Source organism: Paraburkholderia ferrariae NBRC 106233 (assembly GCF_000685035.1).
Lineage (GTDB): Bacteria > Pseudomonadota > Gammaproteobacteria > Burkholderiales > Burkholderiaceae > Paraburkholderia > Paraburkholderia ferrariae.
Window position 1 is genome coordinate 144,599 of the sequence record NZ_BAYB01000008.1, and the last position, 25,990, is coordinate 170,588.

The window sequence follows — 25,990 nt, forward strand, 5'->3', positions numbered from 1 at the left end:
CGCGCGAGGCACGTCGCCTCGCGCCTCTCCCGCGGCTTTGCTCAATCTCTCTTGCTCAACCGCTTGTTCAAGCTTGTCAGCTTGCGCGAGACCCGGCGAGCGGCCTGAAATGCGCCTCCGCAGAACGGCGTTCGCCATTGCATGCCGAGGCATTCGCATCGCGGCCATCCGCCGGCGGCAGCAGCGCGCCCGAAGCCGAATAGCGCTGCAGCGGCGCATGCCGGACGTTGCCCGGCGCCGCGACACTTCCCGGCACCGGGCGCGTGACGACGCCGCCGGACACGCGCGTGGCACTCTGCGCGCCAGGCGTTTCGCCCGGCTCGCCGCGGCACTCGTGCTCGATCCATTTGCGCGCCCAGTCGAAGGCGAAGTGCTTCGCGCCATCGCGATCCTGGAACGGCGGGCCGATCAGGCCCGAACGCTCGAGGCGCTTGCCGTCCTTGTGGATCTCCACCGCCGCACGATACATGCGGTTGCGCACCGGCTGCACCGTGAGATGCATCACGTAGCCGTGCCACTCGGCCACCTGGACCGATTGTGCGGACTGCGGCACACCGCCGTGGTCACGGCCCGGCACACGCCGCGCGGCCGCGGGACTCTCGTCGCGCGGCCGCGCTAACGTTTGCGCGCCGGCGTGAGCGGGCGACGCGGCAGCCTGCGTGCGTGGGCGCGCAGCCTGTGTGCGCTCCGGCCTGCCCGGATCGGCAGGATCGGTGCGCGCAAGCTGGCGCGTCATGCTCTCGATGGGATCGGCCAGCACCGCGGCATGCGCGGGCACCTGCGGTGCCTGCCAGGCTTCGGGGCTCTTCCAGTACACCGCCGGCAAACCGTCGTCTTCCACCGCCTCGACAGCAACGGCTTCCACCGCCGGCGCCGAGGACGGCACACGGGGCACGGCAGGCTCCGGCACATAGACGAAATTGCGCCCCGCCACACTCAGGCGCTTGACGATCTCGATCAGCGTGCCGTTCACGTGCCATTCATCGAAACGACGACGGCACGTGGGACCGGACGGATAGCGCGCGGGCAGGCGCGACCACGATTCGCCCGTGCTCAAGATCCACAGGACGGCATTGGCCACCACCCTCGGCTCGGCGCGGGGGCGGCCGCGACGATTGAGCCTGATGGGCGGTTCATCGGCCACGAGCGTAGACACCAACGTCCATTCGTCATCGCTCAGTTCTTCGAAATTCATGCTGTTCTCCACGCAGCCGGACCGGGGCTGCAGTGACTGAGTCCTTCACTCGCGGATCATGGTTGTCCGCGTTGGAATACCCGGTTGCACCATATGCTTATCTACCTGGTTCATTTGCGTTCATCGCTGCACTCGGGCTGTGCAGATGTTCACGTTATTGACGCAAAGAACGTGGTCTCACTCGTGCATGGGAGAATTTGTGCAGGAAGCATACCACCTGAAACCAGCCGCGAGGAGGGTCGTAATAAGTGTTACGGTTAGAAACAAAATCGCGCGGAGCACGGCGTGAATATTGCCGAAAAGCCCCTGTAAGCAAGTGATTTCTTGCTTCGGCATGGTTGGCGACCCGTCTCGTGCGGTATGCGAGTGGCATGCCCCGTATGCCACTCGCGATGCCTGCGCACGGCACATCTTTCTCACCTGCTGTTGTGCATGCAACAAATGACACAATGATGACTACGCCGCGCGCCGGGTTGCACCTTGCATATCCGCGGCCATGTTCGCGCGGCGCGCAGGCGAATCCCTCTATAGTGAAGCGCAGTCTCGTCACTCTGGAGGAAGGAGTATGCAAGCATCTGTCACTCGCGCCGCTGCCGCCGTGGCCATCGCGCTCGTTCTGCCCTGGAGCACCGCCTACGCGCAGCTCGGCAACCTGCTCAACCAGGGCGGCAGCAGCGGTTCGGGTTCGGCCGGCAATGCACTGGGCGGGCTGGGCGGACTGGGCGGCGCGGTTCCGGGCGCCTCGCTCAGTTCGAACAGTCTCGGCAATGTCACGGGCCTGCTGCAGTATTGCATCAAGAACAACTACCTCAGCGGGTCCAGCGCGGGCAGCGTGAAAGACTCGTTGCTCAGCAAGCTGCCCGGCGGCGAGAACACCACCGATAGCGGCTATACGCAGGGCAGCAACGGCATCCTCACCGCCAGCAACGGCTCGCAGGTGGATCTCTCCGGCGGCGGCCTCAAGGAAGCCGCCACGCGCCAGGTGTGCGACAAGATCCTGAGCCAGGCGAAATCGATGCTGTAACCGAGGGAGTAAAATCCGCCCGCCGGTGCGGGCGGCGTGTGGCGCAGCGCGCATTGCGGCGCAATTATTGTGCCGCACCCCTTGAACATGAACGGCGTTCGGGTGTCGAATGGGTTATCCGGTTGTTGCAGTCGTTATCGCCATGCTTCAGCGCCGCCCCTTCGCCATCGGGTTGCTGGCCCGGCTCTTCGCGGGCCTGGCTGCCCTCCTCGCGCCGCTGTTCGCGCATGCCGACGCGCACGACGAACAGTTCGACTGCCGCTCGAACCCCCACACCTTCATTTCGTCGCTGATCGACGAAAAGTCGATCGATCCGCAACCCAGCCGGGTCGAAGCGAATTCGGTCAACGCGTTTCGCCCCGTGCGCGGCAACCAGCTCAGCGCGTTCGGCTTTCCTATCTACGTCGTGATTGGCTACGAGCGGGACGACACGCTCTTTCACCACGGTTCGGGCAAAGCGATCGAAGCGCCGCTGTACGGCGTCGTGGTGTCCGCGCCCGCGGACCCGGTGCGTTTGCGCGTATCCGAAAGCCACAGCGGCGCGACGGTGCATACCGTCGTGCCGCTATTGCTGACCGCCATCGTCTGCGGCGGCTAGAGGCCCCTGGGGGCCGCTGGAGACTGCTGGATGCGCCGAGGTGCTCAGGGCGCGAAAAAGGCCAGCGCACCCATCACCGCGCCGGTCACGGCAATGCCGATCGAGGCATACAGCAGCCAGCGCCGCCGCGTGAGCAGCGTAATGGCCGTGAGCGCGATCGAAATCTGGATCGCGGTGGTGGCCTGCGCCCAGCGGTGATGGCCGTGCATGAGCGCCTCGCTGCGCGCGTCGTCCTGCGCCACGGCCTTTTCCAGCGCTTCGGCGTTGGCGCGGATCGGCTCCTTCTGCTGGCGATATTTATCGACATCGGCGGCAAAGCGGCTGCGCGCCTCCGGGTTGCTCGCCGAAAGCGCCTCGCCCAGCTCCGCGAGATTTTCCTTCTCGCCCTTTGCCTGGTAGTACGCCCACTGGTTCGCGGCTTCCGTCTTGCGTATGGCCGCTTCGTTCTTGTAATAGAGCGCGAGATTTTCGCTCGTGCCGCTCTGGTAGGCAAAGATCGCGCCGATCGACGCGAGGATCGCCGTCATGACCGCCATGCGGCTCGCGAACGGATCGGCATCCCCATGCGCGCCGTGGCCTGCATGCTCGACCGCGTGATCGTGCGGCCCGTGCACCTCGTACTCTTCAGACATCCCAGGACTCTCCGATAACACCCGATCAGGCGCGCGCCTTCCGGGGACGCTCCCGCCTTTCGGGAGCGTCAATTATCGTGAGCGCGGCCCGCTTGTCCAGTAGGCAATTTGCATCGGCGCGGCAGGAAATGCCCGGGTCATGGAACAGAAAGCAAACCGTAGGATTCGCTGTGCGCGGCAGGCGGCCCGAAGAGGCGCGCGGCGAACACCACGCCCAGCTGCGAGCCCATGCCGCCCACCACCGCGGCGAAGATCAGCGCCGATGCGACGAAGGTGAACGATTCGGGCGTGACGAGCCCCTGGCGCGCCGCGAAGAATGCGCCGGCGAGGCGTGCGAACGAAGCGCCGGGCGTGAACGCCAAGAGCTTCCCGCGCGTGGGATTGAGGCCCAGCGAGCGACAGAAGCGCGACTGTTCACCGAAAATCGCCGCAACTGTACATGGCCAGACCGGGCCCGCGCGACAACACTGCAGGCTCCCCTTCTTGCCCGTGCACGCTGCCCGGGCTGCATCAACCCCGTCTGCAAGGTCTGCCATGAACGACACCACGCTTCGCCCCACGCCCGCCGATACAGAACGCCACTTCTCGGTTGCAGCGGCGGCGGCCGGGGCCGCGCCGGAGTCCGCCGTGGCCGTGCCCTGCCCCGAGGTCGAACCGCTCGACGGCATCCTGCCCGACGAGCCGCTCCTCATGATGGGCGCCGGCCCCGTGCCCATTCCGGCGGCAGTGGCCAAGGCCAACTCGGTGGTGATCAACCACCTCGGCGACACCATGGCGCGCGTGATCCATCAGGTGAAGGCCATGGCGCGCTACGTGTTCCAGACGCGCTCGAACTGGGTGCTGGGCGTGGCGGGCCCGGGGTCGGCCGCCATGGAGATGGCCGTCTCGAACCTCGCATGGCCGGGCACGCGCGTGCTCTCCATCGTGAACGGCTTCTTCAGCCATCGGATGGCGGAAATGGCGCGGCGCGTGGGCGCCGACGTCGAAACGCTCGCCGTGCCCGACCGCGAAATCGCCTCGCTCGAAGCCGTGGCCGAAGCCATTGCGCGCACGCGGCCCGCCATCGTCACGATCGTTCACGGCGAAACGTCGAATACGGTGTGGAACCGCCAGTTGCGGGAGATCGTGCAAATTGCCAAGGCGGCGGGCGCGCTCGTGGTGGTGGACGCTGTGTGCACGCTGAGCACGATGCCGCTCGACATGGACGCCTGGGGTATCGACGTGGTCATCACGGGCGGCCAAAAGGGCCTTTCGTCGATCCCGGGGGTTTCGCTGATCGCGTTCTCCGATGCGGCCTGGGCACGCGTGCGCGAGCGCACCGCGCCGAACACGCACTGGTGCCTCGACGCCACGCTCGCCGAAAACTTCTGGCACAAGGCGGGCTATCACTACACCGCGCCGGTTTCGGGCGTGCTCGCGCTGCACGAAGCACTGCGGCTCGTCTGCATGGAAACGCTGGAGAAGCGTTTCGCGCGCCATCAACGCTGCTCGCTTGCGCTGCAGAGCGGCGTGGCCGCACTGGGCCTCGCGCTCTACACGCCCGAAGACTGCCGCCTCAATTCCGTGGTGGGGATCGGCTTGCCGGAGGAAATGACGCCGCGGGCCGTGTGCGATCACATCTCGCAGCAGTATCAGGTGGAGATTGCCGGATCGTTCGGTCTGCCTATCGTTCGCATCGGCCAGATGGGCGAGCAGTGCCGCGAGCACAACCTGTTTCGCACGGTGCACGCGCTCGGCCGCACGATCCGCGATCTGGGCGGCAAGGTCGATCTGCCCGCGGGCGTGGCCGCGCTCGAAGAATCGCTTTCCGCGGCGGTGCGCGAGACACGCCGCGCGTAGCGCGTAGCGCAGGCGGCGCGCGGGGCCCGCAAGACAAACCGGCTTAGGCTCGCCGCGCGCGAATGCAGAGGAAGGCCGGCGCCAGTTCGAGTTCGGTGTGCAGCGCAGGCGCCACCGCTTTCATTTCCGGCGCGGGCCGCGGCTCCACCAGCCGGTCCAGGACCCAGCCTGCCGCGCTCAGGCCATTGACGATATCCGCCAGCGGCCGCCGGAACGCCTCGATATACGGCTTCGGCTCGCCGAAGCCGCCCCAGTGCAGGCCGAAGCGCGTCGTCTCGAAGTAGCTGCGCTCGCCGCGCGTGCGCGTGTCGATCCAGTCGCGCATGGGGTGCGCCATCGAAAAGACCAGTTGCGCGCCGGGCTTCGCCACGCGGTGAAATTCCGCGAACACGGGCTCCAGCGCCTCCACGTAGTCGAGTGCGAGCGAGCAGACGATGCGCTCGAAGGTGCAATCGGCAAGCCAGTCGAGCGGCCGCCCCAGGTCGCCCAGCACCGCTTCCACGGGCAGCCCCGCGCAATGCTCCCGGGCCAGCGCGATCATGGCCGGCGTCACGTCGAATCCATGCACGCGCGCGCCGGCCCGGGCCAGCTTCGCACTCAGGATGCCGGGCCCGCAGCCGGCGTCGAGCACGCTCAGCCCCGCGACCTCGCCGAGCAGCGCCGCCGTGGCGGGCCGCTCGTAGAGCGCGTTGTGCGGCTTTTCGGGCACGCGTTGCGCATAACGGTCGGCGAACTGCGTGTAGTTCGTGCGGCCAGGCAGTTCGTTGGGATCGGCGGAGGGCGTGGGTTTTTCGGAGGACATCGGCTGGGAGGAAGGAGTGCGAGGAATGCGAAAGCGCTATTGTCCCGCGTTTGAGGCGCTTTGCTCCAGTCCGCGGCGGCTCATGTGCGAACCGGTGCGAACCGGGGCATCCCGGCACCTGCCCGCGAGCGTCGCATGTTGCGCCCGCTCCGGGTATCATCGCCCTCCTGCACACGGCGTAAGCTCGCCGCCCCAGTTCTCACCGCCCCAGACCGACGATGTCCCATTCCCCCTTCGACGCCGTGCTCTTCGACTGCGACGGCGTGCTCGTCGATTCCGAACGCATCACCCACCAGGTGCTCGTGCAATTGCTGGGCGAACTCGGCTGGACGCTGGCCGTGGAAGAAGCCATGCAGATCTTCGTGGGCAAGATGGTGATCGACGAGGCGGCGCGCATCAAGGCCCACACGGGCTACACCATCGACGAAGCCTGGCTGGCCGGCTTCCGCGCGCGCCGCAACGAAGCGCTGGAGCGCGACCTCGTGGAGATCCCGGGCGCGCCCGCGGCCGTGCGCGCGGTGCATGCGGCCTTCGGCGGGCGTATTGCGGTGGCTTCGGGCGCCGACCGCCGCAAGGTGGAACTGCAACTGCGCAAGGTGAACCTCCTCGACTGCTTCGACGGGCGCATTTTCAGCGGCCACGAAATGCCGCGCAGCAAGCCGCATCCCGACGTCTACCTGGCCGCCGCGGCCGGGTTGAAGGCCGCGCCCGCGCGCTGCGCGGTGATCGAGGACACGGTAACGGGCGCACGCGCCGGTCTCGCCGCCGGCGCCACGGTGTTCGGTTACAGTCCGCCTGCGCCCGGCCACAGCAGCGCCCAGGCGCTGCGCGAAGCCGGCGTGGCCCATGTTTTCACCGACATGGCCGAACTGCCGGACCTGCTCGCACGCTGGCGGCCTCCGGCCGCCTGGCCGTCAAGCCGCGCCGGGAAGCCGCCCAAATCGGGCTAAAAACCGGCACAGGAAAGTCGCGCAAAACCGACACGCCGCTCACTTCCGTAGCACCCTTCTGCCGACTCGATTACCATCGCGTGATGGCGTCGTTAGCCGGAAAAGATAGTTTGCTACCAAATCGCATTCAGCTATCATCCCGCCGATGTCGAATCTTCATACCTTACGTCTGGCCGTCAGCAGCACGCTCGTCCTGGCCGCGCGCAAATGGCGGCGCACGAGCGACGGCATGCTCAGCGCGTACAACGTCTCCGAAGCCTGCTCCACGCCGCTCCTGATCGCGGGGCGCCTGGGCGAGGCCGTGCGGCAGGTCACACTTGCCGAGCACGTGGGCATAGAAGGGCCCTCGCTCGTGCGCCTGCTCGACCAGCTTTGCGCCGCGGGCCTCGTGCGCCGCGACGAAGACCCCGACGACCGCCGCGCCAAGACCATCACGCTCACCAACGCCGGCCGCGCCGTCACCGAAAAGATGGAAGAGGACCTGCGCGCGCTGCGGGGCCGCGTGCTCAAGGGCGTGACGCGCGCCGACCTCGAAGCGACGCTGCGCGTCCTGAACGCGTTCAACGCGTCCGAAGCGGCCGAGGCCGCCGAGGCCTCCCGCCGCGAGCGAACGGCGCCATGACCTACCCCACCGTGCGCGACTGGCTCTTCTCGGTCAAGACCTTCGCGGCCGCGATGCTGGCGCTCTATCTCGCGCTCTACTTCGAACTGCCGCGCCCCTACTGGGCGATGGCAACGGTCTATATCGTCTCGAATCCGTTCGTGGGGGCCACCCGTTCGAAGGCGCTCTATCGCGCGCTCGGCACCGCGCTGGGCGCATTCGCCGCCATCGTGCTCGTGCCGCCCTTCGTGGAAATGCCCTATGTTTTCAGCGTGATCGTCGCCCTGTGGACCGGCACGCTGCTGTTCTTCGCGATCTCCGACCGCACGGCGCGCAGCTATGTGTTCATGCTCGCGGGCTACACCATGCCGCTCATCGCGCTGCCCACCGTGACCGATCCCACCACCATCTTCGACGTGGCAATCACGCGCACCGAAGAAATCACGCTCGGCATCGTGTGCGCGAGCGTGGTGGGCAGCGTCATTCTGCCCAGCCGCCTCGCGCCCACGCTCATCGAACGCGCCGATACCTGGTTTCGCGACGCCGCGTTCTACGGCCGCGAAACGCTCTCGGGCCACCTCGCGGGCACGGCCATTTCGGCCTGCCGCCAGCGCCTTGCCATCACCGTGAACGGCCTCGAGTTCCTGCTCAGCCAGTTGAGCTACGACCATACGCACCCGGAAATTCTCGCGCGCGCCGAGTCGCTGCGCGGCCGCATGCAGCTCTTCCTGCCGATGATGTCGGCGCTGGCCGATCCGCTCGTCGCGCTGCTGCGTCTGAATTCGCGGCCCGAAGGTCTCGACGCCCTGCTCGCCGACGCCGCGAAATGGTTCGACTCCCCGTTGCCCATGCGGGTCTCCGAGATGCAGGACGAAGCCGGCGACCCGGCGGCGGAGGCGCTGCGCGCCCGCGTCGCGGCCCTGCAGCCCTCGCGCGAAGCGCTCGGCCGCTGGGAGGGCGCGGTGCTCTCGAACGCACTGTGGCGCCTCGGCCAGGTGATCGACGTCTGGCAGGACTGCAGAACATTGCGGGCGCTGATCGCCTGCGAGGAAGGCACGTGGCTGCCGCGCTACCGCCACTGGCGGCTCGGCGGCACGGAACGCTTCTTCGACCGCGGCATGATGCTCATTTCCTGTCTCGTGCCGGTGAGCGCGATCGTGGTGGCAAGCGCGCTCTGGATCAGTTCGGGCTGGCACGACGGCGCGGGTGCGGTCTCCCTCGCGGCCGTGGCATGCAGCTTCTTCGCCGCGCTCGACGAACCCGCGCCCATGGTGTTCCGCTTCTTCGCCGCCACCTGCGCGAGCGTGGTGTTCGCGGGCCTCTACCTCTTCGTCGTGCTGCCGCACGTGCACGACTTCGAGCTGCTCGTCATCATGTTCGCGGGACCGTTCATCCTGATCGGCACGCTGATCCCGCGCCCGGCCTTCAACATGGTGACGATGCTCGTAGCCGTGAACACGGCCACCTTCATCAGCATCCAGAGCGCCTACGAGGCCGACTTCCTCGTCTTCCTGAACAGCAATCTCGCGGGCGTGGCGGGCCTCCTGTTCGCCTTTCTCTGGACCCGCGCCACGCGCCCCTTCGGCGCGGAACTCGCGGCGCGGCGCCTGCTGCGTTCGAGCTGGTATGACGTGGCGATGAGCGCTTCTTCCGCGCCGCTCGACAACCAGCGCAATCTCGCCTCGCGCATGCTCGACCGCCTGATGCAACTGCTGCCGCGTCTCGGGGCTTCCGACGAGCATCGCCATCCGTCGATCGAGAGCTTCCGCGATCTGCGCATCGCGCTGAACGCGCTCGACCTGCGCCGCTCGCGCCGCCGGCTTAGCGGCGAGGTGCCCGATGCGATCGACCGCGTGCTGGCCGGCGTCAGCGCCTACTACCAGCGCTGCGCCAGCGCGAGCACGCGCGAGCCCGCGCCGCAGGCCCTGCTCGACACCATCGACGACGCGTTCGGCCGCATCGCTTCCCACAACGTCGCGCCCTCGCCCGCCACGCCCGCGCCGGGCAGCACGGCGGCGGGCGAGGCGCGCCGCGCCCATGCCTCGCAGCGCTGGCTGCGCGACACGCTGCACGCGCTCGTGGGCATGCGGCTCTCGCTCTTTCCGAACAACGCGGGGCAAGCGCCCCATAGCGCAACCGAGGCCAAGGCATGAGCCCGTTTTTCCGCGCCCTCTTCCGGGAGCCACATCATGATCGGTGAAGTCGATATCTTCGGCGTGTTCGTGCCCGCCGTGCTCGTGCTGATGCTGATCGCGTACCTCATCAACGTCGTGATCGGCAAGGTGCTGGTGCGCATCGGCTTCTACCGGCTCGTCTGGCACCGCTCCATTTTCGACCTCGGCATCTACGTGTTCGTGCTCGCCGGCGTCATCATCGTGTCGCACCGATTCATGCCTTACTGACTAACGTGAAAAAAACCTGGTTCTCCGCAGGACAGATCCTGCTGACGCTCATCGTCGTCGTGGTCGCCGCGCTCGTGCTGTGGCGCATCGTCAACTACTACATGTTTGCGCCGTGGACGCGCGACGGCCACGTGCGCGCCGACGTGATCCAGGTCGCGCCCGACGTGGGCGGCCTCATCACCGACGTGGAGGTGGTGGACAGCCAGCAGGTCAAGCAGGGCCAGGTGCTGTTCGTGATCGATCAGGCGCGCTACACGCTCGCGCTGCGGCTCGCGCAGGCCACGCTTGCGCAACGTCGGGCCACACTGGCCCAGGCCAAACGCGAATACGCGCGCAACCTCACGCTCGGCAATCTCGTGGCAAGCGAAACGCTGGAAGAAAGCCGCACGCGCGTGGAGCAGGACGAAGCCTCCGCCGCCGACGCCCAGGTCCAGGTGGACACCGCGCGCCTGAACCTGCAGCGCACGACCATCGTGAGCCCCGTGGACGGCTACCTGAACGACCGCGCGCCGCGCGTGGGCGAATACGTTTCGGCCGGGCGTGCCGTGCTCTCCGTGGTCGACATGCATTCGTTCCGCGTGGACGGCTATTTCGAGGAAACCAAGCTCTCCGGCATCCATATCGGCGAGCCCGTGGACATCATGGTGATGGGCGAGCCGCACGTGCTGCGCGGGCACGTGCAAAGCATCGTCGCCGCCATCGAGGATCGCGACCTCACGCCGAGCGCGAACCTGCTGCCGAACGTGAACCCGGCCTTCAGCTGGGTGCGGCTCGCCCAGCGTATTCCGGTGCGCGTGGCGCTCGACGAAGTGCCCGACGACTTCCGCATGATCGCGGGCCGCACGGCGACGGTCGCGGTGCATACGCCGGAAGACGACAGGAAGAAGCAGGCCGCCGCGGGTGCTGCCGGTGCCAGCGGTGCAAGCACCACGGTCGCTTCGCAGCCCTCAACAAGTGCTTCCCCGGCCGCAACGGCCAGCGCTCCCGCCCGCGCGGCAGGAGCCTCGCAATGACGCGCCGCAGCCTGTGGCGTGCCTTCGCGCTGGCGCCCATGACGCTGGCGCTCGGCGCATGCATGAATGTCGGTCCGAACTACAAGCTGCCGGGCGACGCACTCGTGAACGCACCGCTCGCGCAGGGGCCGATTGCGGGCACCGCGGGCGCGCCGGTATCGCAGGCCGACGTGCCCGACGACTGGTGGCGCCTCTACGACGACCCCGTGCTCAACGATCTCGTGGAAGAAGCGCTGAAGTCGAATACGAGCCTGCGCGTGGCGGCGGCCAATCTTGCGCGTTCGCGCGCGGCCGTCGAGGTCGCCAAGGAACAGGGCGGCTTCTCGGGCAGCGCGAGCGCCGCGTTCCAGCGCGCGCAGGTATCGGGAGAACAGTATCTGCTGTTCAGCAAGGTGCCCGTGGCCACGCTGGGCGACCTGGGCGTGAACGTTTCGTACGAGATCGACCTTTTCGGCAAGCTGCGGCGCGGCGTGGAAGCGGCCAACGCCGACGACGAAGCGGTGCTCGCCGCTACCGACCTCGCGCGCATCACCGTCGTTGCGGACGTGGTGCAGGCCTACGTCGAATCGTGCTCGGCCGCCGAAGAGCTCGCGGTGGCCAAAGAGTCGCTGAAGCTGCAGCAGGAGCGCGTCGCCCTCACCAAACGGCTGCGCGACGCTGGCCGCGGCAATCAGCCGGACGTGACGAGCGGCCAGACCCAGGCCGAGACGGTGGCCGCCGCCATCCCGCGCTTCGAAGGCCAGCGCCGCATCGCGCAATATCAACTCGCCATGCTGCTGGCGCGCTCGCCGTCCGACCTGCCGCCCGCCGCGCTCTCGTGCTCGCAGTTGCCCACGCTCAAGCAGCCGATCCCGGTGGGCGACGGCGCCGCCCTGCTCAAGCGCCGCCCCGACGTGCGAGAGGCCGAGCGGCAACTCGCGGCCGCCACGGCGCGCATTGGCGTGGCGACGGCGGAACTCTATCCGTCGATCAGCTTCGGCGCAGGAGTGGGTTCGATCGGGGTAACGGGCGATCTGTTCACGCCGGCCACGAATAGCTGGTCGTTCGGACCGCTAATCAACTGGACCTTCCCCGTCAACGGCCAGCGCGCACGCGTGCAGGAGGCGCAGGCGGCCACGAGCGGCGCACTGGCCCGCTTCGACGGTGTGGTGCTCAACGCGTTGCGAGAAACGCAAACGAGCCTCGCGACCTACGCCGCGGACGACCAGCGCACCGAAGCGCTGCGGGCGGCGTATGCCTCCGCACAGCAGTCGGCCGACGAAACGCACCGGCTGTATGCAGCGGGACGCGAGTCGTTCCTCGCCGATCTCGATGCCACGCGCACGCTGACGAACGTGCACGCCGAAGTGGCGGCGGCGGAGGGACAGGTGGCGGTCGATCAAGTGAAGCTGTTCCTCGCACTCGGCGGCGGCTGGCAGCAAGCGGCTGCCGAACCGCAGGGCAACGGGAACGCGACTGCGACTGCGGGCGCGACCGCGAAATAGCCCTCTTCCCGCGAGAAAAGCGGCGGCCCGAACGGCCCCGCTAGCGCACGGCTCCGGTGCCCGGCGGCATGCGTGCGCTTGCCGGCGCCCCGGCCTTCGCCATCGCGCCCCGCACTTCGAACCGCACGGCATCCGTCACCTGGCCGCGCGCATCCACAAGTTCGAGCACGTGCTTGCCCGGCCACGGCAGCCACGCCACGCGCGCGGCCGCGCCGAGCGGCTTGCCGTCCAGCCGCCACGTCACGCGCGCGGTCGATCCCGTAGCGCGCTCGAACCACACGCGCTGCTGCGCGGGCGGAATGTCAGGATCGACCGCGAAGATGGTGCCGTCCACAGGACTGCCGATCTGCGCCGGGCCGCGCGCAAGATCGGAGGCATTCGCGGCGAGGCCGACATCAGGCGTGGCCGTGCCCGCAAGGAACCACTCGTTGCGCGAGGGCTCCACCGCATCGGCGAACGTCACGCGCACGCGCTCGACGCCAGGCGGCGGTGCGGGCGCCACGCTGGGCACGCCGCGATGCAGATAGCCGACGATTGCGGCCCACACCGGCGCCGCCCCGCTCACGCCGGAAACGTCCCACATCGGCGAGCCGTCCGCGTTGCCCACCCACACGCCCACCGTATAGCGCGAGGTGTAGCCCATCGTCCAGTTGTCGCGCATGTCCTTGCTCGTACCGGTTTTCACCGCCGAAAACATGCGGGTGGCGAGTGGGCTGTCGAAGCCGAACGTGCGCGTGCGCGCGTTGTTGTCGGCAAGCACGTCCGTGACGATGAAAGCCGCGTCGCGGCTGAAAACGCGCGTGCCGGGTTTCGTCGCCGAAGATGGAGAGGATGACGAAGCAGACGATGCAGCAGACAACGCAGCGGCCGGCAACTCGACGATCGCCCCTGCCACGCCTCCGTTGGCGAGCGCGCGATACGCGTTCGCGAGCGAAACGAGCGTCACGTCCGCACTGCCGAGCGCGAGGCTGTAGCCGTAGTAGTCGCCGGTTTCGGTGAGCGGCAGCCCGAGCGTCTTGAGGGTCTTCGCGAAGCGGTGCGGCGTAACCATCACGAGCGTACGCACAGCCGGCACGTTCAGCGACGAGCCTAGCGCCGTGCGCACGCTCACCCAGCCCTTGAAACCCTTGTCGTAGTTCTGCGGCATGTAGAGGCCGCCGCCGGTGGCGAGGTCGAGCGGCGCGTCGTCGAGCAGCGAAGCCGTCGTCACGCGCCGTTCGTCGATCGCCTCGGCGTAAAGGAACGGCTTGAGCGTGGAGCCCGGCTGACGCAGCGAGAGCGCCGCATCCACTTCGCGTGCGCCCGAAAGGCCGCCCGACGACCCCACCCACGCCAGGACCTGGCCCGTGGCGTTGTCGAGCACGATGGCCGCGCCGTCCCTCACGTTGCGCGGATGGGCAGGCTGGTTCAGTTCGATCAGCGTGCGCGTGAGCGTGTCGCGCGCGAAGCGCTGCAGGTTGGCGTCCAACGTGGAGCGCACGCGCTGGCCCGCGGCAGGATGCACGGCGCTTGCGATCTGGCGCGCGAAGTGCGGCGCCAAAGCATCGGCGCCGTCGAAGCCGGCATAGTCGCCCGACGCCGCCGGGCGCGCGAAGGCCATCTGCACGAAGCCGTCGAGGTTCGTGCAATCGCCCGCGTCGTTCAGGTCGCGCAGGATGCGGCAGGCGCGCGCGGCCACCTTCTGCCACGGGGCGTTCGGCGCGCGGATCAGCGCGGCGGTCACGGCGGATTCGCGGTCGTCGAGGCCGGAGGGCGCCTTGCCGAAGAGCGTCTGCGAGATCGCGGCGAGGCCCACGGTCTCGCCGCGAAACGGCACGAGATTCAAATAGGCTTCGAGTATCTGGTCCTTGCGCCAGCTACGTTCGAGCCGCAGCGCGTCCACGGCCTGCACCGCCTTCTGGCCGAAAGAGCGTTGGCCCGAGCGCTTCGGATCGTCGTCGAGCAGGCCGGCCAGTTGCATCGTCACCGTCGATGCGCCGCGCGTGCGCGTATTCCACAGGTTCGCCCATGCGGCGGCGGCGGCGCCGCGCCAGTCCACGCCGCTATGCTCGTAAAATCGTTTGTCCTCCGAAACAACAATGGCTGCCCGCAGCGAAGGCGAAACATCGGCAAGCATCACCCAGTCGCCGCGCCGTGCCGTGCGTTCGACGCGAGTGCGCTGCAGCGGCGTGCCGTCGCGAGCGAGCAGCACCCAGTCGGAACTGCGCCATTGCGCGCGGACCTCGTCGTAGGCCGGCAGCGCCGCCGCCGTCACGGGCAGCAGCGCGGTACACGCCACGATAGCGGCGGCAGCGAGGGCTCTCACGCGCGCATGCATGATCGCTGTGCTCACGGCGCCGGCTTCACGACCACCGGTGCGTTGGGCACGGCACCGAAGATCGCGGGCGCATAGAGCGCCTCCACCCGCGTGGGCGGCAGGCCGAACGTGCCCACGTTGTTGAGCCGCACCGTGTATTCGATCGAAACCTTCCCCTTCGGCAAATAGTCGTAATACGCGCGATAGCCGTCGAAGCCGCGCTCGATGAAAGCCGGCCACGGTTCGTCCTCGCCGTGCTTCTCGCCTTGCGTCGCCACCGCCGAATCGCGTCCGAGCCCGGAGCCGAGTATCGTTGCACCCGCCGGCACCGGATCGTTGACGACCACCCACGTCATGTCGCTTTGCGCGTCGATGTCGAGGTGAACGCGAAGCACGTCGCCGCGCGTATAGACGCCCTTCACGGCCGGCTCGACGGCCGTAACGGTCTTCGTGATGCGGTAGCCCGCCGCGAACGGCGCTTGCAGCGGCACGGCGGCGAGGCTTTCCACAGTTGCCCACGGCTTGCCGGTTCCTTCCTGCGTGAGCGCGAGCGTGCCGCCCTGGCCCTGCGCGGGCCAGCCGAGCAGCACGCCGCGCACCGCAGCCGATCGCGTGGCCGCCATGGCGCCGGACGCGGCGCCCGCTGGTGCCGCGCTCCACGAAACCGTGCGTTGCGCGCTGCCCAGCGCGATCTTCGTCGTCCCCGTCACGCCCTCGCGTTCGAAGACCTGCGAGAAACGCTCGACGGCAATCGATCCATACGCGTTGGCCGTCGTCGTGTCCCACGCGCCGTTGTTCTGCATGGCGAGCAGGCCCGTCACGAGGCGCGGCATCTCGTCCTTCCACGCGGGGTTATCGACGAACGCGAGCGCGAGCCGCGCCGCATTCACCTGGGTGTTCGTCATGAGCCACCAGAGGTTGTCGCCGTCCGCCGTCGAGAACGTGAGCTGCGTGCCCTGATACGTGAGGCGCGCGCGCAGGATCTGTTCGAGCTGTGCGAGCTTCGCCTCGCGATCGGGCACGTCGCGCATGCGCGAGAGGCTCGCGTAATAGTCGATCACTGCCGACGTGGGCCACTGGTTCGGCGCAATCTCGATCGAACCGAAGAGCCGCGCGTTCGCGGCGCCGTAGCGCGAGAGCGCGTCGATGGCCGCGAGCTTGCGCAGGTCGAGGTCGCGGCGCGGCGCCCACGTGTCGCGCTGGATGCGGCCTTCGACGAAACGCGTGAGGCCGTCCTCCATCTTGGTGCGCAGGGCGTCGGGGAGCGCGAAGTGCGAATCGAGCTTCGAGGCTTCGTCCGTCACGGCGAGCAGGTAGGCGGTGAGCGTGGGGCTGCCGCGGTTCGGGCTGTCGTCGGAAGGCGGAAAGTAATTGGCGAGGCCGTCGCTGTCCAGATAGACCGGCATATGCGTGAGCACTGCCTGCCAGCGCGCCGGGTCGCGCAGACCCAGCGCCACCGAAGTCTGCTGTTCGAGGCAGCCATAGGGATAGCGTTCGAGCCAGCGCGCCACGCCCGGCAGGCCATCGGCAAGTTTCGGCTGTAGCGAGACCGCAATGCCGCCGCGCACGCGGCCGTCCTTCGCGGCGCTCGCGTGGGCGGGCGGCGCCACCGGCACCGAAAGCGTGCCGTCCACCTGCGCGAGCGTGGCCTGCTGCACCGTCACCGGTATCGCGGCGCTCACGCGCTGCGTGAGCTTCACCGCATCGCTCGCGTGCGCGCCGCCCTGCTCCGCCGCGCTCACGTTCCAGACCAGCGCGGGAAGATCCGCATCGGCGAGGCCGTCCGGCACCGTGGCCGTCCACGCGATCTCGCGCGACGCATCGGGCGCGAGATCCACCGTCTGCGGCGCAAGCGTAAGCGGCGGCACGCTGGGCGTGACCACCACCTTCATCGCACGCGAGGTGGTGTTGCGCAGCGTGAACTGCGCGCGGAAGGCGTCGCCTTCGCGCACGAGCGGGGGCAGGCCCGAAATCAACTGGAGGTCCTGGGTGCTTTCGATCGTCGCGCTCCCCGTGCCGAAGCGCTGCGCGCCGCTCGCCGCCACCGCCACGATCCGGAAGCGCGTGAGCGAATCGTTGAGCGGCACGTCCACCTGGGCTTCGCCCTTTGCGTCGAGCGTCACGTTCGGGTTCCAGTAGAGCAAGGTGTCGAAGAGCTCGCGCGTTGCGGCGTGGCCGCCGCCGCCGCCCGCGGGCACCGCCTTGCGGCCGAAGTGGCGGCGCCCGACGATCTCCATCTGCGCCGTCGAGGTTTCCACGCCATAGGCGCGTTGCTGGAGCATCGCGTCGAGCAGGTTCCAGCTTTCGTTCTTCATCAGTTCGAGCAGGGCTTCATCCACGGCCGCCACTGCGACTTGCGTACCTGCCGGCACCGGCTGGCCATTGGGCAACTGCACGCGCAGCGCGACGTGCGCCTTGCCGCGCACCGCGTAGCGCTTCGCATCGGGTGTCACCGTCACGTCGAGCCGGTGCGCGGCGGTGCCCACGCGAATCTGCGCGAGCCCATAGCGGTAAGCGGGCTTCGAGAGATCGACGAGCGGCGTGGGCGGTTCGTACTGGCGCCCTTCGTACCAGAACGCGCGCGCCCATTCGAGCGGCGCTTTCCAGCCCCAGGTGAAGAACGAATACCACGGCACCTCGTGAATGCGCCCGCGCAGCGCGAGCACGGACACGTACACGTTCGGCCCCCACTGGTCGCTCACCTTGAGTTCGACGGTGGGGTCGCGCCCGTCCAGATGCACGACGTGCGTTTCGATGATGCCCTCGCGCTCCACGGCCACGAGCGCGGTGGCGAAGCGGAACGGCATGCGCACCTGGAAGCGCGCGGTCTCGCCGGGTTCGTAGCTGGTTTTCTCGGGCAATACGTCGATGCGGTCGGTGTTGTCGCTGCCGAACCAGAGTTCGTCCTCGCGCGTGACCCAGACCGAAGTGGTGGCGGTGGACGCGTGACCGTCGCCGTCCGTTGCGGTTGCAACGAGATCGATATTGCCCGCCTCGCCGAGTTTCGCCTCGCAGTCGAGCAGCCCGTGATCGTCGCTCTTGCCGCTGCACAGCACGCCCAGATCGTGCGTCTGCGTGTGGTTGTCGTAGGCATAGAAGCCGCCCACCATGCGCTTGCGCGACGTGATGGTGGTACGGAATACGCCGCGCACTTCGAGCTTCACGCCCGCGCGCGGCTTGCCCTGGAGGTCGAGCGCCAGTGCCGTGACCGGCACCGTGCCGCCCACCGACACCCAGCGTCCCGACTTGATGCCCGCCACCACGGCGGCAGGCCACAGCGTAGCGCTGCCGCCTATCGTCTGCACCTCGCCGTTGGGATCGGCGAAGGTGGTTTCGAGCGCAAGGCGCGTGGGCGCGATCACGGCCGGCAGGTTCTTCAGCACGAGCGAGCCCGCGCCGTTGCGGTCGAGCGTGAGCGGCTCCTTGTCGGCCACGAGCCTGGCCGTTTCGGCGGCGTCCTGCGGGGTGGCGTCTTCGTCGTCCGCCTCGCCGTCACCGGTCTTGCCGTTCGCGCTTTCGGGCACGTAGGGCGCGAAGCTGAAGTCACCGAAATCGTCCGTGAAGGTGGGCGTGTAGTCCTTCACGAGTGCCGAGACCTGCACGGGCAGGTTCGAGGCGGCGCCGCCCGAGACGTAGCCGATCTGCACCGAAACCGGCGCTTCTTTCGCCGCCACGAGCGGCGAGGTCTTTTCGTTGCGCACGGCGATGCTGCCCGTGAACACCGGCACGCGGAACGCTTCCACGCGGAAGCTGCCGCTGTCGTAGTTCATGTGGACGCTGTCGCCGCCGCTGTCGTTGCTGTTATCGCCGTCGTCGTTCTGCGCGCCCGGGTCGCCATCGTCGAGCGAGACGTCGTATTCGCCCAGTTTCGCTTCGGCAGGAATCCTGAACGTTGATACAGCCGTGTGATCGGCGGACCAGGTGAGCGGCAGATGGTAGGTCTGCCCGCTCCCGGTATGGCGGATCGTCACGCGCCGCGGATACTGTTCGGGGAACGCCAGGCCATGCATGTTTTGCGCGCGGATGAAGTGCTTCATCGATACCGTCTCCCCCGCGCGGAAGAGCGGTCGGTCGAATACGGTATGCGCGATCACGGTGGGCGTGACGCTCGTGTCGGTGGGCACGTCGAAGCGCCACGCTTCGATGCCGCGGTTCCAGTCCGACTGCACGAACGCCATGTCGGGGCCGGTCTTCGGATCGTTGATGCGCGCCGAAACGAAGAACCCGCTATAGCTGTTTTCGCCGCACGTGCGCCGGCTCGCAAGCGGGCCGTCGATGGTCAGCAGGCCATGCGCGTCGGTCTTGCCCGCGGCAACCTGGTCGCCGTTGCAGTCCGATACGCGCACGTCCGCGCCCGGCACCGGTTCGCCCTTGTCGAGCGTCGTCACCCACACTACGCTGTTCTCGCGGCCCTGCTTGAAATGCACACCGAGGTTGGTGATGAGCACCGCCGTGCGCACGTACATCGGCACCGACTTGCCGAGCAGCGAAGCGCCGAGCGAGGGCGAAGCCAGTTCGATCACATAGAAGCCCGGCTTCTGCACGGGTATGCCTACCACCTCGAATGGCCGCAGCGCTTTCGGATCGGCCTTGGGCAACGCGAGCGTCTGCACGCCCGGCTGGCCGGCCAGCAGCGAGAGCGAGCGCACGTCGATCAGGCGTTCTTTCTGGCCGTTGCCGGTGTTCGTGTTCGCATCCGCGTCGGTATTTGCATCGTCGCCGTCACCGGCCGCAGGCTGCACGACCACCGCCGATTTCGCGCGCGCGAGCAGCCCCGGCACCTGCTTTTCGATGGACGATTCGCTCATGCCATAGGCGTCGAACTGCTCGACGAGGCGCATCCAGCGGCGCATGTCCGTATCCGAATCGACGGAAAGCTTCGAGAAGCGCGCCTCGCCCGCGTTGAGCCCCTTGATGTGCAGATCGGCCTCGACGTTGCGCAGCGTGACCGGCACGATCGGCGGCATGCCCGGCTCGGCGTAGCGTTCGATGATGCCGAAGGTGGAGGACGAAAACTTCGCGAGCGGCGGCATGGGCGCCGTGGCCATCGGCAACGGAAACAGGTCGGCGTTCGCGAGCGGCCGCCCGCTCGTATCCTTGAGCCCCGCGGGCGCGAGCACCGTGAGCATCGCGTGGTCGGGCAGCGGCGCGGCGAATTCGATCGTCCTGACTGCGTTGTCCGTGGTGTCTCCGGTATCGTCCTTTTCCGCGGTCGGCGCGATCTCGCCGTTCGGGCCGCGAAGGCGAAAGCGCCGGGCGTCGGCACGCGCAACGTCCGCGCTCAGCTCCACGCGCAGCGGCAGGAGCGGCGAGCACGGCGCCTTCGCGTTCTCGCGCTGGCAACTCATCTTCGCCGTGAACGGCGCGCGCACCGTGTAGTCGAGCCGGGTCTCGGTATCGTTCGGCGTGCCGTTCGGCCCCTTCACGCCCTTGCCGTAGACAAGCTGCATTTTCGCGCTCGAGGGCAGCGTCTGCTGGCATGCGATCGTGAGTACGCGCGCGCTGTCCTTCTGAAGCTGGAAATGCTTGAGGAGCGTCGCGCGCGTGGCGGCATCGACGTTGCGCACCGGGATGCGGTTGCCGAGCCCCTCCGACTCGCACCACACATGCTCGTGCACCGAGGCATCGGTGGCCGGGCCGTTGAGCGTGAGCACGAACACCTGGTTCTCTTCGATCTCGCCGGCGTAGGGCGCACGGTCCACGGGGAACGGGCCGCCGGTCGAAAACGCATAGCGCCGCGCGCCCGTCACAGCGTTGCCCGCCACCGACTTCAGCGCGTCGTCGAGCACGACGCTGCACTGCACGTCCGGCGGCAGCGCCGCCTTGAAATTCCACTTCCAGGTCTTTTCGTCGATCCATTCGCCCTGGCCTGCGGCCGCCGCGGCGTTGGTGCACGTCACGTGCGCGGGAGCCGGAGCGGCCGGGGCGCCGAAGGCCACCATCGGCTCGTCGAACTTGATCACGACTTCGAGCGCCTGCGCGACCGTGCCCTGGGGCGACACGCTCAGCGTGCGCGCCGCATCCGCCCGCCAGCCGAAGAGCGCGGAAGCGCCCAGCATGACGGCCAGCGCCGCCGTCCACCACCCGATCTTTTTCGCGTTATGGGTTTGCATCGCCCGTCCCTGTTTTCACGTCTTTTTCGCGTACGTTACTGGCGGCTTTCCGCGCAGCGTGGGCAGCATGGTAGCGCGCGGCCCAGGCAGACGCGCCGAAAGTGTGCTGCCACCCGTAGTGTCGCGCGGGCGGCAGCCGCAGCCCAGGGCCGGCCCGGCGGATCGGGCCACGCCCTCTACCGCGACCGCCGCCGGCGTTTCGGCATCGGGCATGAGCGGCATGTCGAGCACGCCGACGAACGTGGGCAGATCGCGCAAGCCCGCAGCGAAAAAGACCGCCACGCTCACGGCCGCGATGCGCCGGTCGGTCCGCCTGCGCCGCGCGGCGAACCACATGAACGCGCCCGAAGTCACGAAGAAGTTGCACGCGTGGCCGATCGCGAGGATGTCGCGCGTTTCGGCAATGAGCCGCGGCACCAGGAGCATGGCGAGCGCGCCCACGAGCACCACGGCCCACGGCGCCAGTTCGTAACGCGGCAGGCGGCGTTCGGCATGGCACAGGACGAACATTGCGTACGCCGCGCCGTAGAAACGATCAGTGCGAGCGAATTCACGCGCTCCCAGCCGTTCGTGTCCGCGCACGGCCTGGGTGGCCATGACCTGGTTGAGCGCCACCCTGCGCCCCGCGAGCGTCATCGGGTCGAACCCGCGGCAGGCCGATGAGATACCCCGTCGCTCCGGCCTGCAAGGCCGTGACGATGATCTGCTTCGTACTCCGTACTCCACGCCGGGATTGCCAGAATCGGCCGCGCGGGATCGCTCGGGGAAAGCTCGGGCAGTTCGGGCAGCGCTTGGGTCATGGGTCCGGCAAGACTGGCGAGAGCGCCAGGGTTTGTTCACTAATCACTCATGCGGACAGACCCTGGCTTCGCACAATTGCGCGGGACGCGCGGCGTTTCGCCTGCGGATTACCTGATTCCAGGTATTGCCGCCCCTGCGGCCAGCGATTCAAATAGTCCGAGAATCCAGAGGGCATTGGAAAAGAGGCCGTCGCGGCCGCAAGACCAGGACGGCCGCGCGAACACGCAACCTTCTACGAGCGCGGGGGCGGTGGTCCGGTGCGGGCGAAAAAGAACAGGGGCGCCCGCACCGGCGAAGCCGGCCAGTGAGAGACCATGGATCATGCAAGAAAGAGCCGGCGAGCCGCCGGCACGGGCTGGTGCGAGGAGCGGTACAGCCTGGAACTGGCGCGCGGCGGCTCGCATATCGCGAGCATGCTCTCGGCGCAGAGCCGCGCCGGCGCTATTGCCGAAGTCGTCGAGAACTTCGTGCTGCGGTACGGCGAAACCGATCTCACCGTTTTCCTCGACGTGCTTGCCGAGCGCCTCACGCGGCGCGGGGCGCCCGAGGCCGCGGCAGCGGTCGCCGGCGTCGGCCCACGCCACAGCAGCAGTGGCAGTGGCACCGGCGCCGGCGCGAAGAAGCGCCTGGCCTGAGCGCGCCTCACGCGCCGTTGCAGCGTGGAGCGTTTCCTACCGTGCCGCGTCGCGATAGCGCCCGGCCGGTTGCGACTGCGTGAAATTTGCCGCCATGGCAAGGCGAGCCGCGTCGAAGTCGGCCCATTGACGGTCGTCGGGCAGCGGCGGAATCGTCACCGTTTCGCGGCGGTCGTAGCCCACCAGCGCCGCATCCACGAGATCGCCCACTTCCATCACCCCCTGGAGCGCATTGACGTCCTTGCCGGAGCGCGCCCAGATCTCGGTGCGCGTGGCGGCAGGCAGCACGGCCTGCACGTAGACGCCCCGCTCGCCGAGCTCGATGTGCAGCCCCTGCGACAGCGAGAGCACGAAAGCCTTCGTCGCGCCATAAACGCTCGCGCCGTATTCCGGCAGAAGCCCCAGCACCGAAGCGATGTTGACGATCGCACCGCTGCCTTCGCGCGCGAAGCGCGGCGCCACGGCGGCCGCCAGCCGCGCAAGCGCGGTGACGTTGAGATCGATGAGCTTGCCCACCGCCTCCGCCCCCTGCTCCACGAACGTGCCCGGCAGGCTCGCGCCCGCATTGTTGATCAGGACACCGATGCGTTCGTCTTCGGCAAGACGCTTTTCGATGCGCGCGAGATCGGCGCGATCGGTCAGATCGGCGCGCACCACCTCGACCTTCACCCCGTCGCGGGCGGCAAGCCACGCGGCGAGTTCTTCCATGCGGGCGAGGTCGCGTGCGACCAGCACGAGATCGTGGCCGCGCTGCGCAAACCGGTCGGCATACACGGCGCCGATGCCGGTGGACGCACCCGTAATCAACACGGCAGGACGAGCAGACATCTGGAATCTCCTTGAGGATTCGAACTTTTACATGATAATAATCATGTATTCGAGAATGATGATGACCATCATATATAATGTCAAGCATGGATTGAGACGAATGGGAGCAGGCAATGAGAGTCAGCCGGGAGCAGGTTGCAGCCAACCGCGCGAGGATTCTGGAAGCCGCCAGCGCGCTGTTCCGCGCGCGCGGCTACGACGCGGTCACGGTGGCCGACGTGATGAACGCCGCCGGGCTCACGCACGGCGGCTTCTACGGCTATTTCAAGTCGAAGGACGCGTTGATCGCCCAGACGCTCGCGCACGTGTTCTCGCAGGGCGAAACGGGCAGCGCCGATCTCACGCATTTCGCGGCCGGCTACCTGTCGCCCGCGCACCGCGACAACGTGGCGGCGGGCTGCCCCACGGCAGCACTGGGCGCGGAAACCGTGCGGCAAACGCCCGAGGCGCGCGCGGTGATGGCCGAGGGTTTGAAAAAGACGATCGAGCGCTTTAGCGCAGGTCTTGCGGACGAAGCCGCCGGCGAGGCGCGCAGAAAAGCCATTGGCGCGTGGTCGGCGATGGTGGGCGCGGTCATTCTCGCGCGCCTGATCGACGATCCGGCGCTATCGGACGAAGTGCTCGAACAAACGCGCGCCTGGATCGGCGACCAGGGCGTGGGCAACGGGGCGTGAATCGTTGTGGTGCAAAAGACAAACGCCGCGCGAACCGTGAGTTCGCGCGGCGTGATAACGCGAATTCAAGCCCCTTTTACAGGGCTCCCCCGCATTAATGCGGGTTATACATGCGCAGCGGCGGCGAATAGCTGCTGACCGCACGGTCGCTCGGGCCGCCGCTTTGCGACGAACCGGTCGTGGCCGAACCGTAGCCACTGGTTTGAACACCGTTCTGGGCATCCACGCGCGCTTGCGCCGCCTGGATGTCCTCCGGGTAGTAACGGTCGTTGGCTTCCGGGTGATAGCCGGCTTGTTCGAGCTGGATCAGTTCGCCGCGAACCTGCCCGCGCGTGACCGGACCATTACTGGACTGCGCCTGGGCGAACGAGACGGCCGGGACTGCCAGCACGGCAGCAAGCGCAACGGCCTTGATGAGCGATTTCATGACACTACCTCCGAGAATTTGAATTGCCGGCGCAGTTCTTTTCTGCATCCGTTGAAGACAGTGTAGAGAGGTACGAGCCGCAGATAAATGTCGCCTCAATGAAATCACTGTTTTCGTAGAGCGGATAATCGGCTGCCCGAAACAGCGTCTCGCCCCTGCCCGCTTATCCTTTCTGCTCATATCGTTATTTCGCCATGGAATAAGGGACATAATCCGCACGCGATGCGCGCGGCGGGTGCATCATGAGGGCTCACCGACGAGGGGGATTGCCCATGGCCACCTGGAAGCCCGATCCGTCCTTTTACCCGTCCGCCCGCATGGCGGGCGGCGCGCCGAAAGAAACGCTCGCGTACGTCGCGAGCTTCGACCCCACCCGCCAGGTTCCGGATACGCTCGACGTGGTCGATCTGGACCCCGCTTCCGCCGGCTACGGGCGCATCGTCCATCGCCTGCCCATGCCCAATGCCGGCGACGAACTGCATCACTTCGGCTGGAACGCCTGCAGTTCGTGCCTGTGCCCCAACGCGCCGCATCCGCACTCCGAGCGCCGCTACCTGGTCGTACCGGGTCTGCGCTCGTCGCGCATTCATATCGTCGATACGAAGCCGGACCCGCGCGCGCCGCGCATCGTGCGCGTGCACGAGCCCGAAACGGTCGCGCAGCGCGCGGGCTACACGCGCCCGCACACGGTGCATTGCGGGCCCGAGGGCATTTACGTCACGGCGCTCGCCAACGCCGAAGGCGAGGCGCCCGGCGGCATCTTCCTGATGGATCACGAGAGCTTCGACATCCTCGGCCAGTGGGAAATCGAGCGCGGCCCGCAGCAGTTGGCCTACGACGGCTGGTGGCATCTGGGCTTCGACACCGTGGTCACGAGCGAATGGGGGCTGCCCGCCACCTTCGAAAACGGCCTCGTGCCCGAGGTGCTGCTGGGCGGCCAGTACGGCCACCGGCTGCACTTCTGGGATCTGCATACGCGCCGGCACAAGCAGACGCTCGATTTCGGGGCCGAAAACCAGATCGTATTCGAGTTGCGTCCCGCGCACAACCCCACGCGGCCATACGGCTTCGTGAATTCCGTGATCAGCCTGAAGGACCTCTCCGCGTCCATCTGGCAGTGGTATCGGGACGGCGATCAATGGGCCGCGCGCAAGATCATCGAGATCCCTGCCGAGCCCGCCGACCCCGACCTGCTCCCGCCGCTGCTCAAGGGCTTCGGCGCCGTGCCGCCGCTCGTCACCGACATCGCGCTCTCGCTCGACGACCGTTTCCTCTACGCCGCATGCTGGGGCACGGGCGAGCTGCGCCAGTACGACGTGTCCGACCCGGAGCACGCGCAACTGACCGGCAGCGTGCGCATCGGCGGGATCGTGGCGCGCGCGGCGCACCCGGGTGCGCCGGGCAAGGCGCTCAATGGTGGCCCGCAAATGGTGGAAGTGAGCCGCGACGGCGAACGCGTCTATTTCACCAACTCGCTCTATGGCGCGATCGACGGGCAGTTCTACCCCGACGGCATCGACGGCTGGATGGTGAAGCTCGACGCTGCGCCCGAAGGCGGCCTCGCGTTCGACGAGCGCTTCCTGATCGAATGGCCGAAATCGCATCGGCCGCATCAGGTACGGCTCGAAGGCGGCGACTGCTCATCCGATTCGTACTGCTATCCATAAGCCCAGCGC

20 protein-coding genes and 1 pseudogene are annotated in these 25,990 nt (G+C 67.8%); 12 read left to right on the plus strand and 9 right to left on the minus strand.

The window, feature by feature from the left end:
* Positions 1-76: 76 nt before the first annotated feature.
* Entirely contained in the window at positions 77-1,195 is a 1,119-nt protein-coding gene (locus BFE01S_RS38065; protein WP_052420838.1) for a transposase, read from the minus strand.
* Positions 1,196-1,760: 565 nt separating this feature from the next.
* On the opposite strand from BFE01S_RS38065, the gene BFE01S_RS09425 reads away from it, so the two are divergent.
* Positions 1,761-2,219 carry a DUF2501 domain-containing protein gene (locus BFE01S_RS09425; RefSeq protein WP_028225266.1) on the plus strand — a complete coding sequence of 153 codons (459 nt, stop codon included), beginning with the start codon at positions 1,761-1,763 and terminating at the stop codon, positions 2,217-2,219.
* Positions 2,220-2,361: 142 nt separating this feature from the next.
* A complete protein-coding gene (locus tag BFE01S_RS09430) occupies positions 2,362-2,817 on the plus strand; it encodes a hypothetical protein (RefSeq protein ID WP_028225267.1) in 456 nt (151 codons plus the stop codon).
* Between the two features lie 44 nt (positions 2,818-2,861).
* On the opposite strand, the gene BFE01S_RS09435 is transcribed toward BFE01S_RS09430, so the two are convergent.
* Both BFE01S_RS09435 and BFE01S_RS46245 read right to left on the minus strand, forming a co-directional pair.
* Positions 2,862-3,449 (minus strand): DUF4337 domain-containing protein, encoded by a 588-nt coding sequence (locus tag BFE01S_RS09435; protein WP_028225268.1) that lies wholly within the window; start codon positions 3,447-3,449, stop codon positions 2,862-2,864.
* A gap of 191 nt (positions 3,450-3,640) precedes the next feature.
* Positions 3,641-3,985: pseudogene (locus BFE01S_RS46245) on the minus strand (ABC transporter permease subunit); the annotation flags it as partial.
* On the opposite strand from BFE01S_RS46245, the gene BFE01S_RS09445 reads away from it, so the two are divergent.
* A complete protein-coding gene (locus tag BFE01S_RS09445) occupies positions 3,984-5,288 on the plus strand; it encodes a pyridoxal-phosphate-dependent aminotransferase family protein (protein ID WP_084169677.1) in 1,305 nt (434 codons plus the stop codon). The pseudogene BFE01S_RS46245 and the gene BFE01S_RS09445 overlap by 2 nt on opposite strands.
* A 43-nt stretch (positions 5,289-5,331) precedes the next feature.
* Here the strand turns inward: BFE01S_RS09445 and BFE01S_RS09450 are convergent, their stop codons facing one another.
* Positions 5,332-6,090, minus strand: a complete 759-nt coding sequence (locus BFE01S_RS09450) for a class I SAM-dependent methyltransferase (RefSeq protein ID WP_028225271.1) — start codon at positions 6,088-6,090, stop codon at positions 5,332-5,334.
* Between the two features lie 218 nt (positions 6,091-6,308).
* Between BFE01S_RS09450 and BFE01S_RS38070 the strand changes: the two genes are divergently transcribed.
* From BFE01S_RS38070 to BFE01S_RS09480, 6 genes are all read left to right on the plus strand, one after another.
* Complete coding sequence (locus BFE01S_RS38070) at positions 6,309-7,040, plus strand: HAD family hydrolase (RefSeq protein ID WP_042337398.1); 732 nt, start codon at positions 6,309-6,311, stop codon at positions 7,038-7,040.
* Between the two features lie 145 nt (positions 7,041-7,185).
* Positions 7,186-7,662, plus strand: coding sequence for a MarR family winged helix-turn-helix transcriptional regulator (locus tag BFE01S_RS38075; protein WP_042337399.1), 477 nt, complete (start codon positions 7,186-7,188; stop codon positions 7,660-7,662).
* A complete protein-coding gene (locus tag BFE01S_RS09465; RefSeq protein WP_028225272.1) occupies positions 7,659-9,794 on the plus strand; it encodes an FUSC family protein in 2,136 nt (711 codons plus the stop codon). The genes BFE01S_RS38075 and BFE01S_RS09465 overlap by 4 nt, the downstream gene beginning before the upstream one ends.
* Positions 9,795-9,830: 36 nt before the next feature.
* Positions 9,831-10,043, plus strand: a complete 213-nt coding sequence (locus BFE01S_RS09470) for a DUF1656 domain-containing protein (protein ID WP_028225273.1) — start codon at positions 9,831-9,833, stop codon at positions 10,041-10,043.
* A gap of 5 nt (positions 10,044-10,048) precedes the next feature.
* Complete coding sequence (locus BFE01S_RS09475) at positions 10,049-11,056, plus strand: efflux RND transporter periplasmic adaptor subunit (RefSeq protein ID WP_028225274.1); 1,008 nt, start codon at positions 10,049-10,051, stop codon at positions 11,054-11,056.
* On the plus strand, positions 11,053-12,540 hold the full coding sequence (locus tag BFE01S_RS09480; RefSeq protein WP_028225275.1) for an efflux transporter outer membrane subunit: 1,488 nt from the start codon (positions 11,053-11,055) through the stop codon (positions 12,538-12,540). The genes BFE01S_RS09475 and BFE01S_RS09480 overlap by 4 nt, the downstream gene beginning before the upstream one ends.
* 40 nt (positions 12,541-12,580) lie before the next feature.
* Here the strand turns inward: BFE01S_RS09480 and pbpC are convergent, their stop codons facing one another.
* Genes pbpC through BFE01S_RS09495 form a run of 3 tightly spaced genes read right to left on the minus strand, consistent with a single transcriptional unit; the run spans position 12,581 to position 21,585 of the window.
* Positions 12,581-14,857, minus strand: a complete 2,277-nt coding sequence (gene pbpC / locus BFE01S_RS09485) for a penicillin-binding protein 1C (RefSeq protein WP_042337456.1) — start codon at positions 14,855-14,857, stop codon at positions 12,581-12,583.
* Between the two features lie 11 nt (positions 14,858-14,868).
* A complete protein-coding gene (locus tag BFE01S_RS09490) occupies positions 14,869-20,949 on the minus strand; it encodes an alpha-2-macroglobulin family protein (protein ID WP_028225277.1) in 6,081 nt (2,026 codons plus the stop codon).
* Positions 20,950-20,964: 15 nt separating this feature from the next.
* On the minus strand, positions 20,965-21,585 hold the full coding sequence (locus BFE01S_RS09495) for a hypothetical protein (RefSeq protein ID WP_028225278.1): 621 nt from the start codon (positions 21,583-21,585) through the stop codon (positions 20,965-20,967).
* Positions 21,586-22,064: 479 nt separating this feature from the next.
* Between BFE01S_RS09495 and BFE01S_RS38080 the strand changes: the two genes are divergently transcribed.
* Positions 22,065-22,385 (plus strand): hypothetical protein, encoded by a 321-nt coding sequence (locus BFE01S_RS38080; protein WP_042337400.1) that lies wholly within the window; start codon positions 22,065-22,067, stop codon positions 22,383-22,385.
* A gap of 36 nt (positions 22,386-22,421) precedes the next feature.
* Here BFE01S_RS38080 and BFE01S_RS09505 read toward each other — a convergent pair whose 3' ends face one another.
* The gene (locus BFE01S_RS09505) at positions 22,422-23,213 is read right to left on the minus strand and encodes an SDR family NAD(P)-dependent oxidoreductase (protein ID WP_028225279.1); all 792 of its coding nucleotides are present in this window, start codon (positions 23,211-23,213) and stop codon (positions 22,422-22,424) included.
* Positions 23,214-23,326: 113 nt separating this feature from the next.
* Here BFE01S_RS09505 and BFE01S_RS09510 point away from each other — a divergent pair, with 113 nt between their 5' ends.
* A complete protein-coding gene (locus BFE01S_RS09510) occupies positions 23,327-23,887 on the plus strand; it encodes a TetR/AcrR family transcriptional regulator (RefSeq protein ID WP_028225280.1) in 561 nt (186 codons plus the stop codon).
* A gap of 94 nt (positions 23,888-23,981) precedes the next feature.
* On the opposite strand, the gene BFE01S_RS09515 is transcribed toward BFE01S_RS09510, so the two are convergent.
* Positions 23,982-24,314, minus strand: a complete 333-nt coding sequence (locus tag BFE01S_RS09515; RefSeq protein WP_028225281.1) for a DUF4148 domain-containing protein — start codon at positions 24,312-24,314, stop codon at positions 23,982-23,984.
* Between the two features lie 272 nt (positions 24,315-24,586).
* Here BFE01S_RS09515 and BFE01S_RS09520 point away from each other — a divergent pair, with 272 nt between their 5' ends.
* Complete coding sequence (locus BFE01S_RS09520; protein WP_028225282.1) at positions 24,587-25,981, plus strand: selenium-binding family protein; 1,395 nt, start codon at positions 24,587-24,589, stop codon at positions 25,979-25,981.
* Positions 25,982-25,990 lie beyond the last annotated feature (9 nt).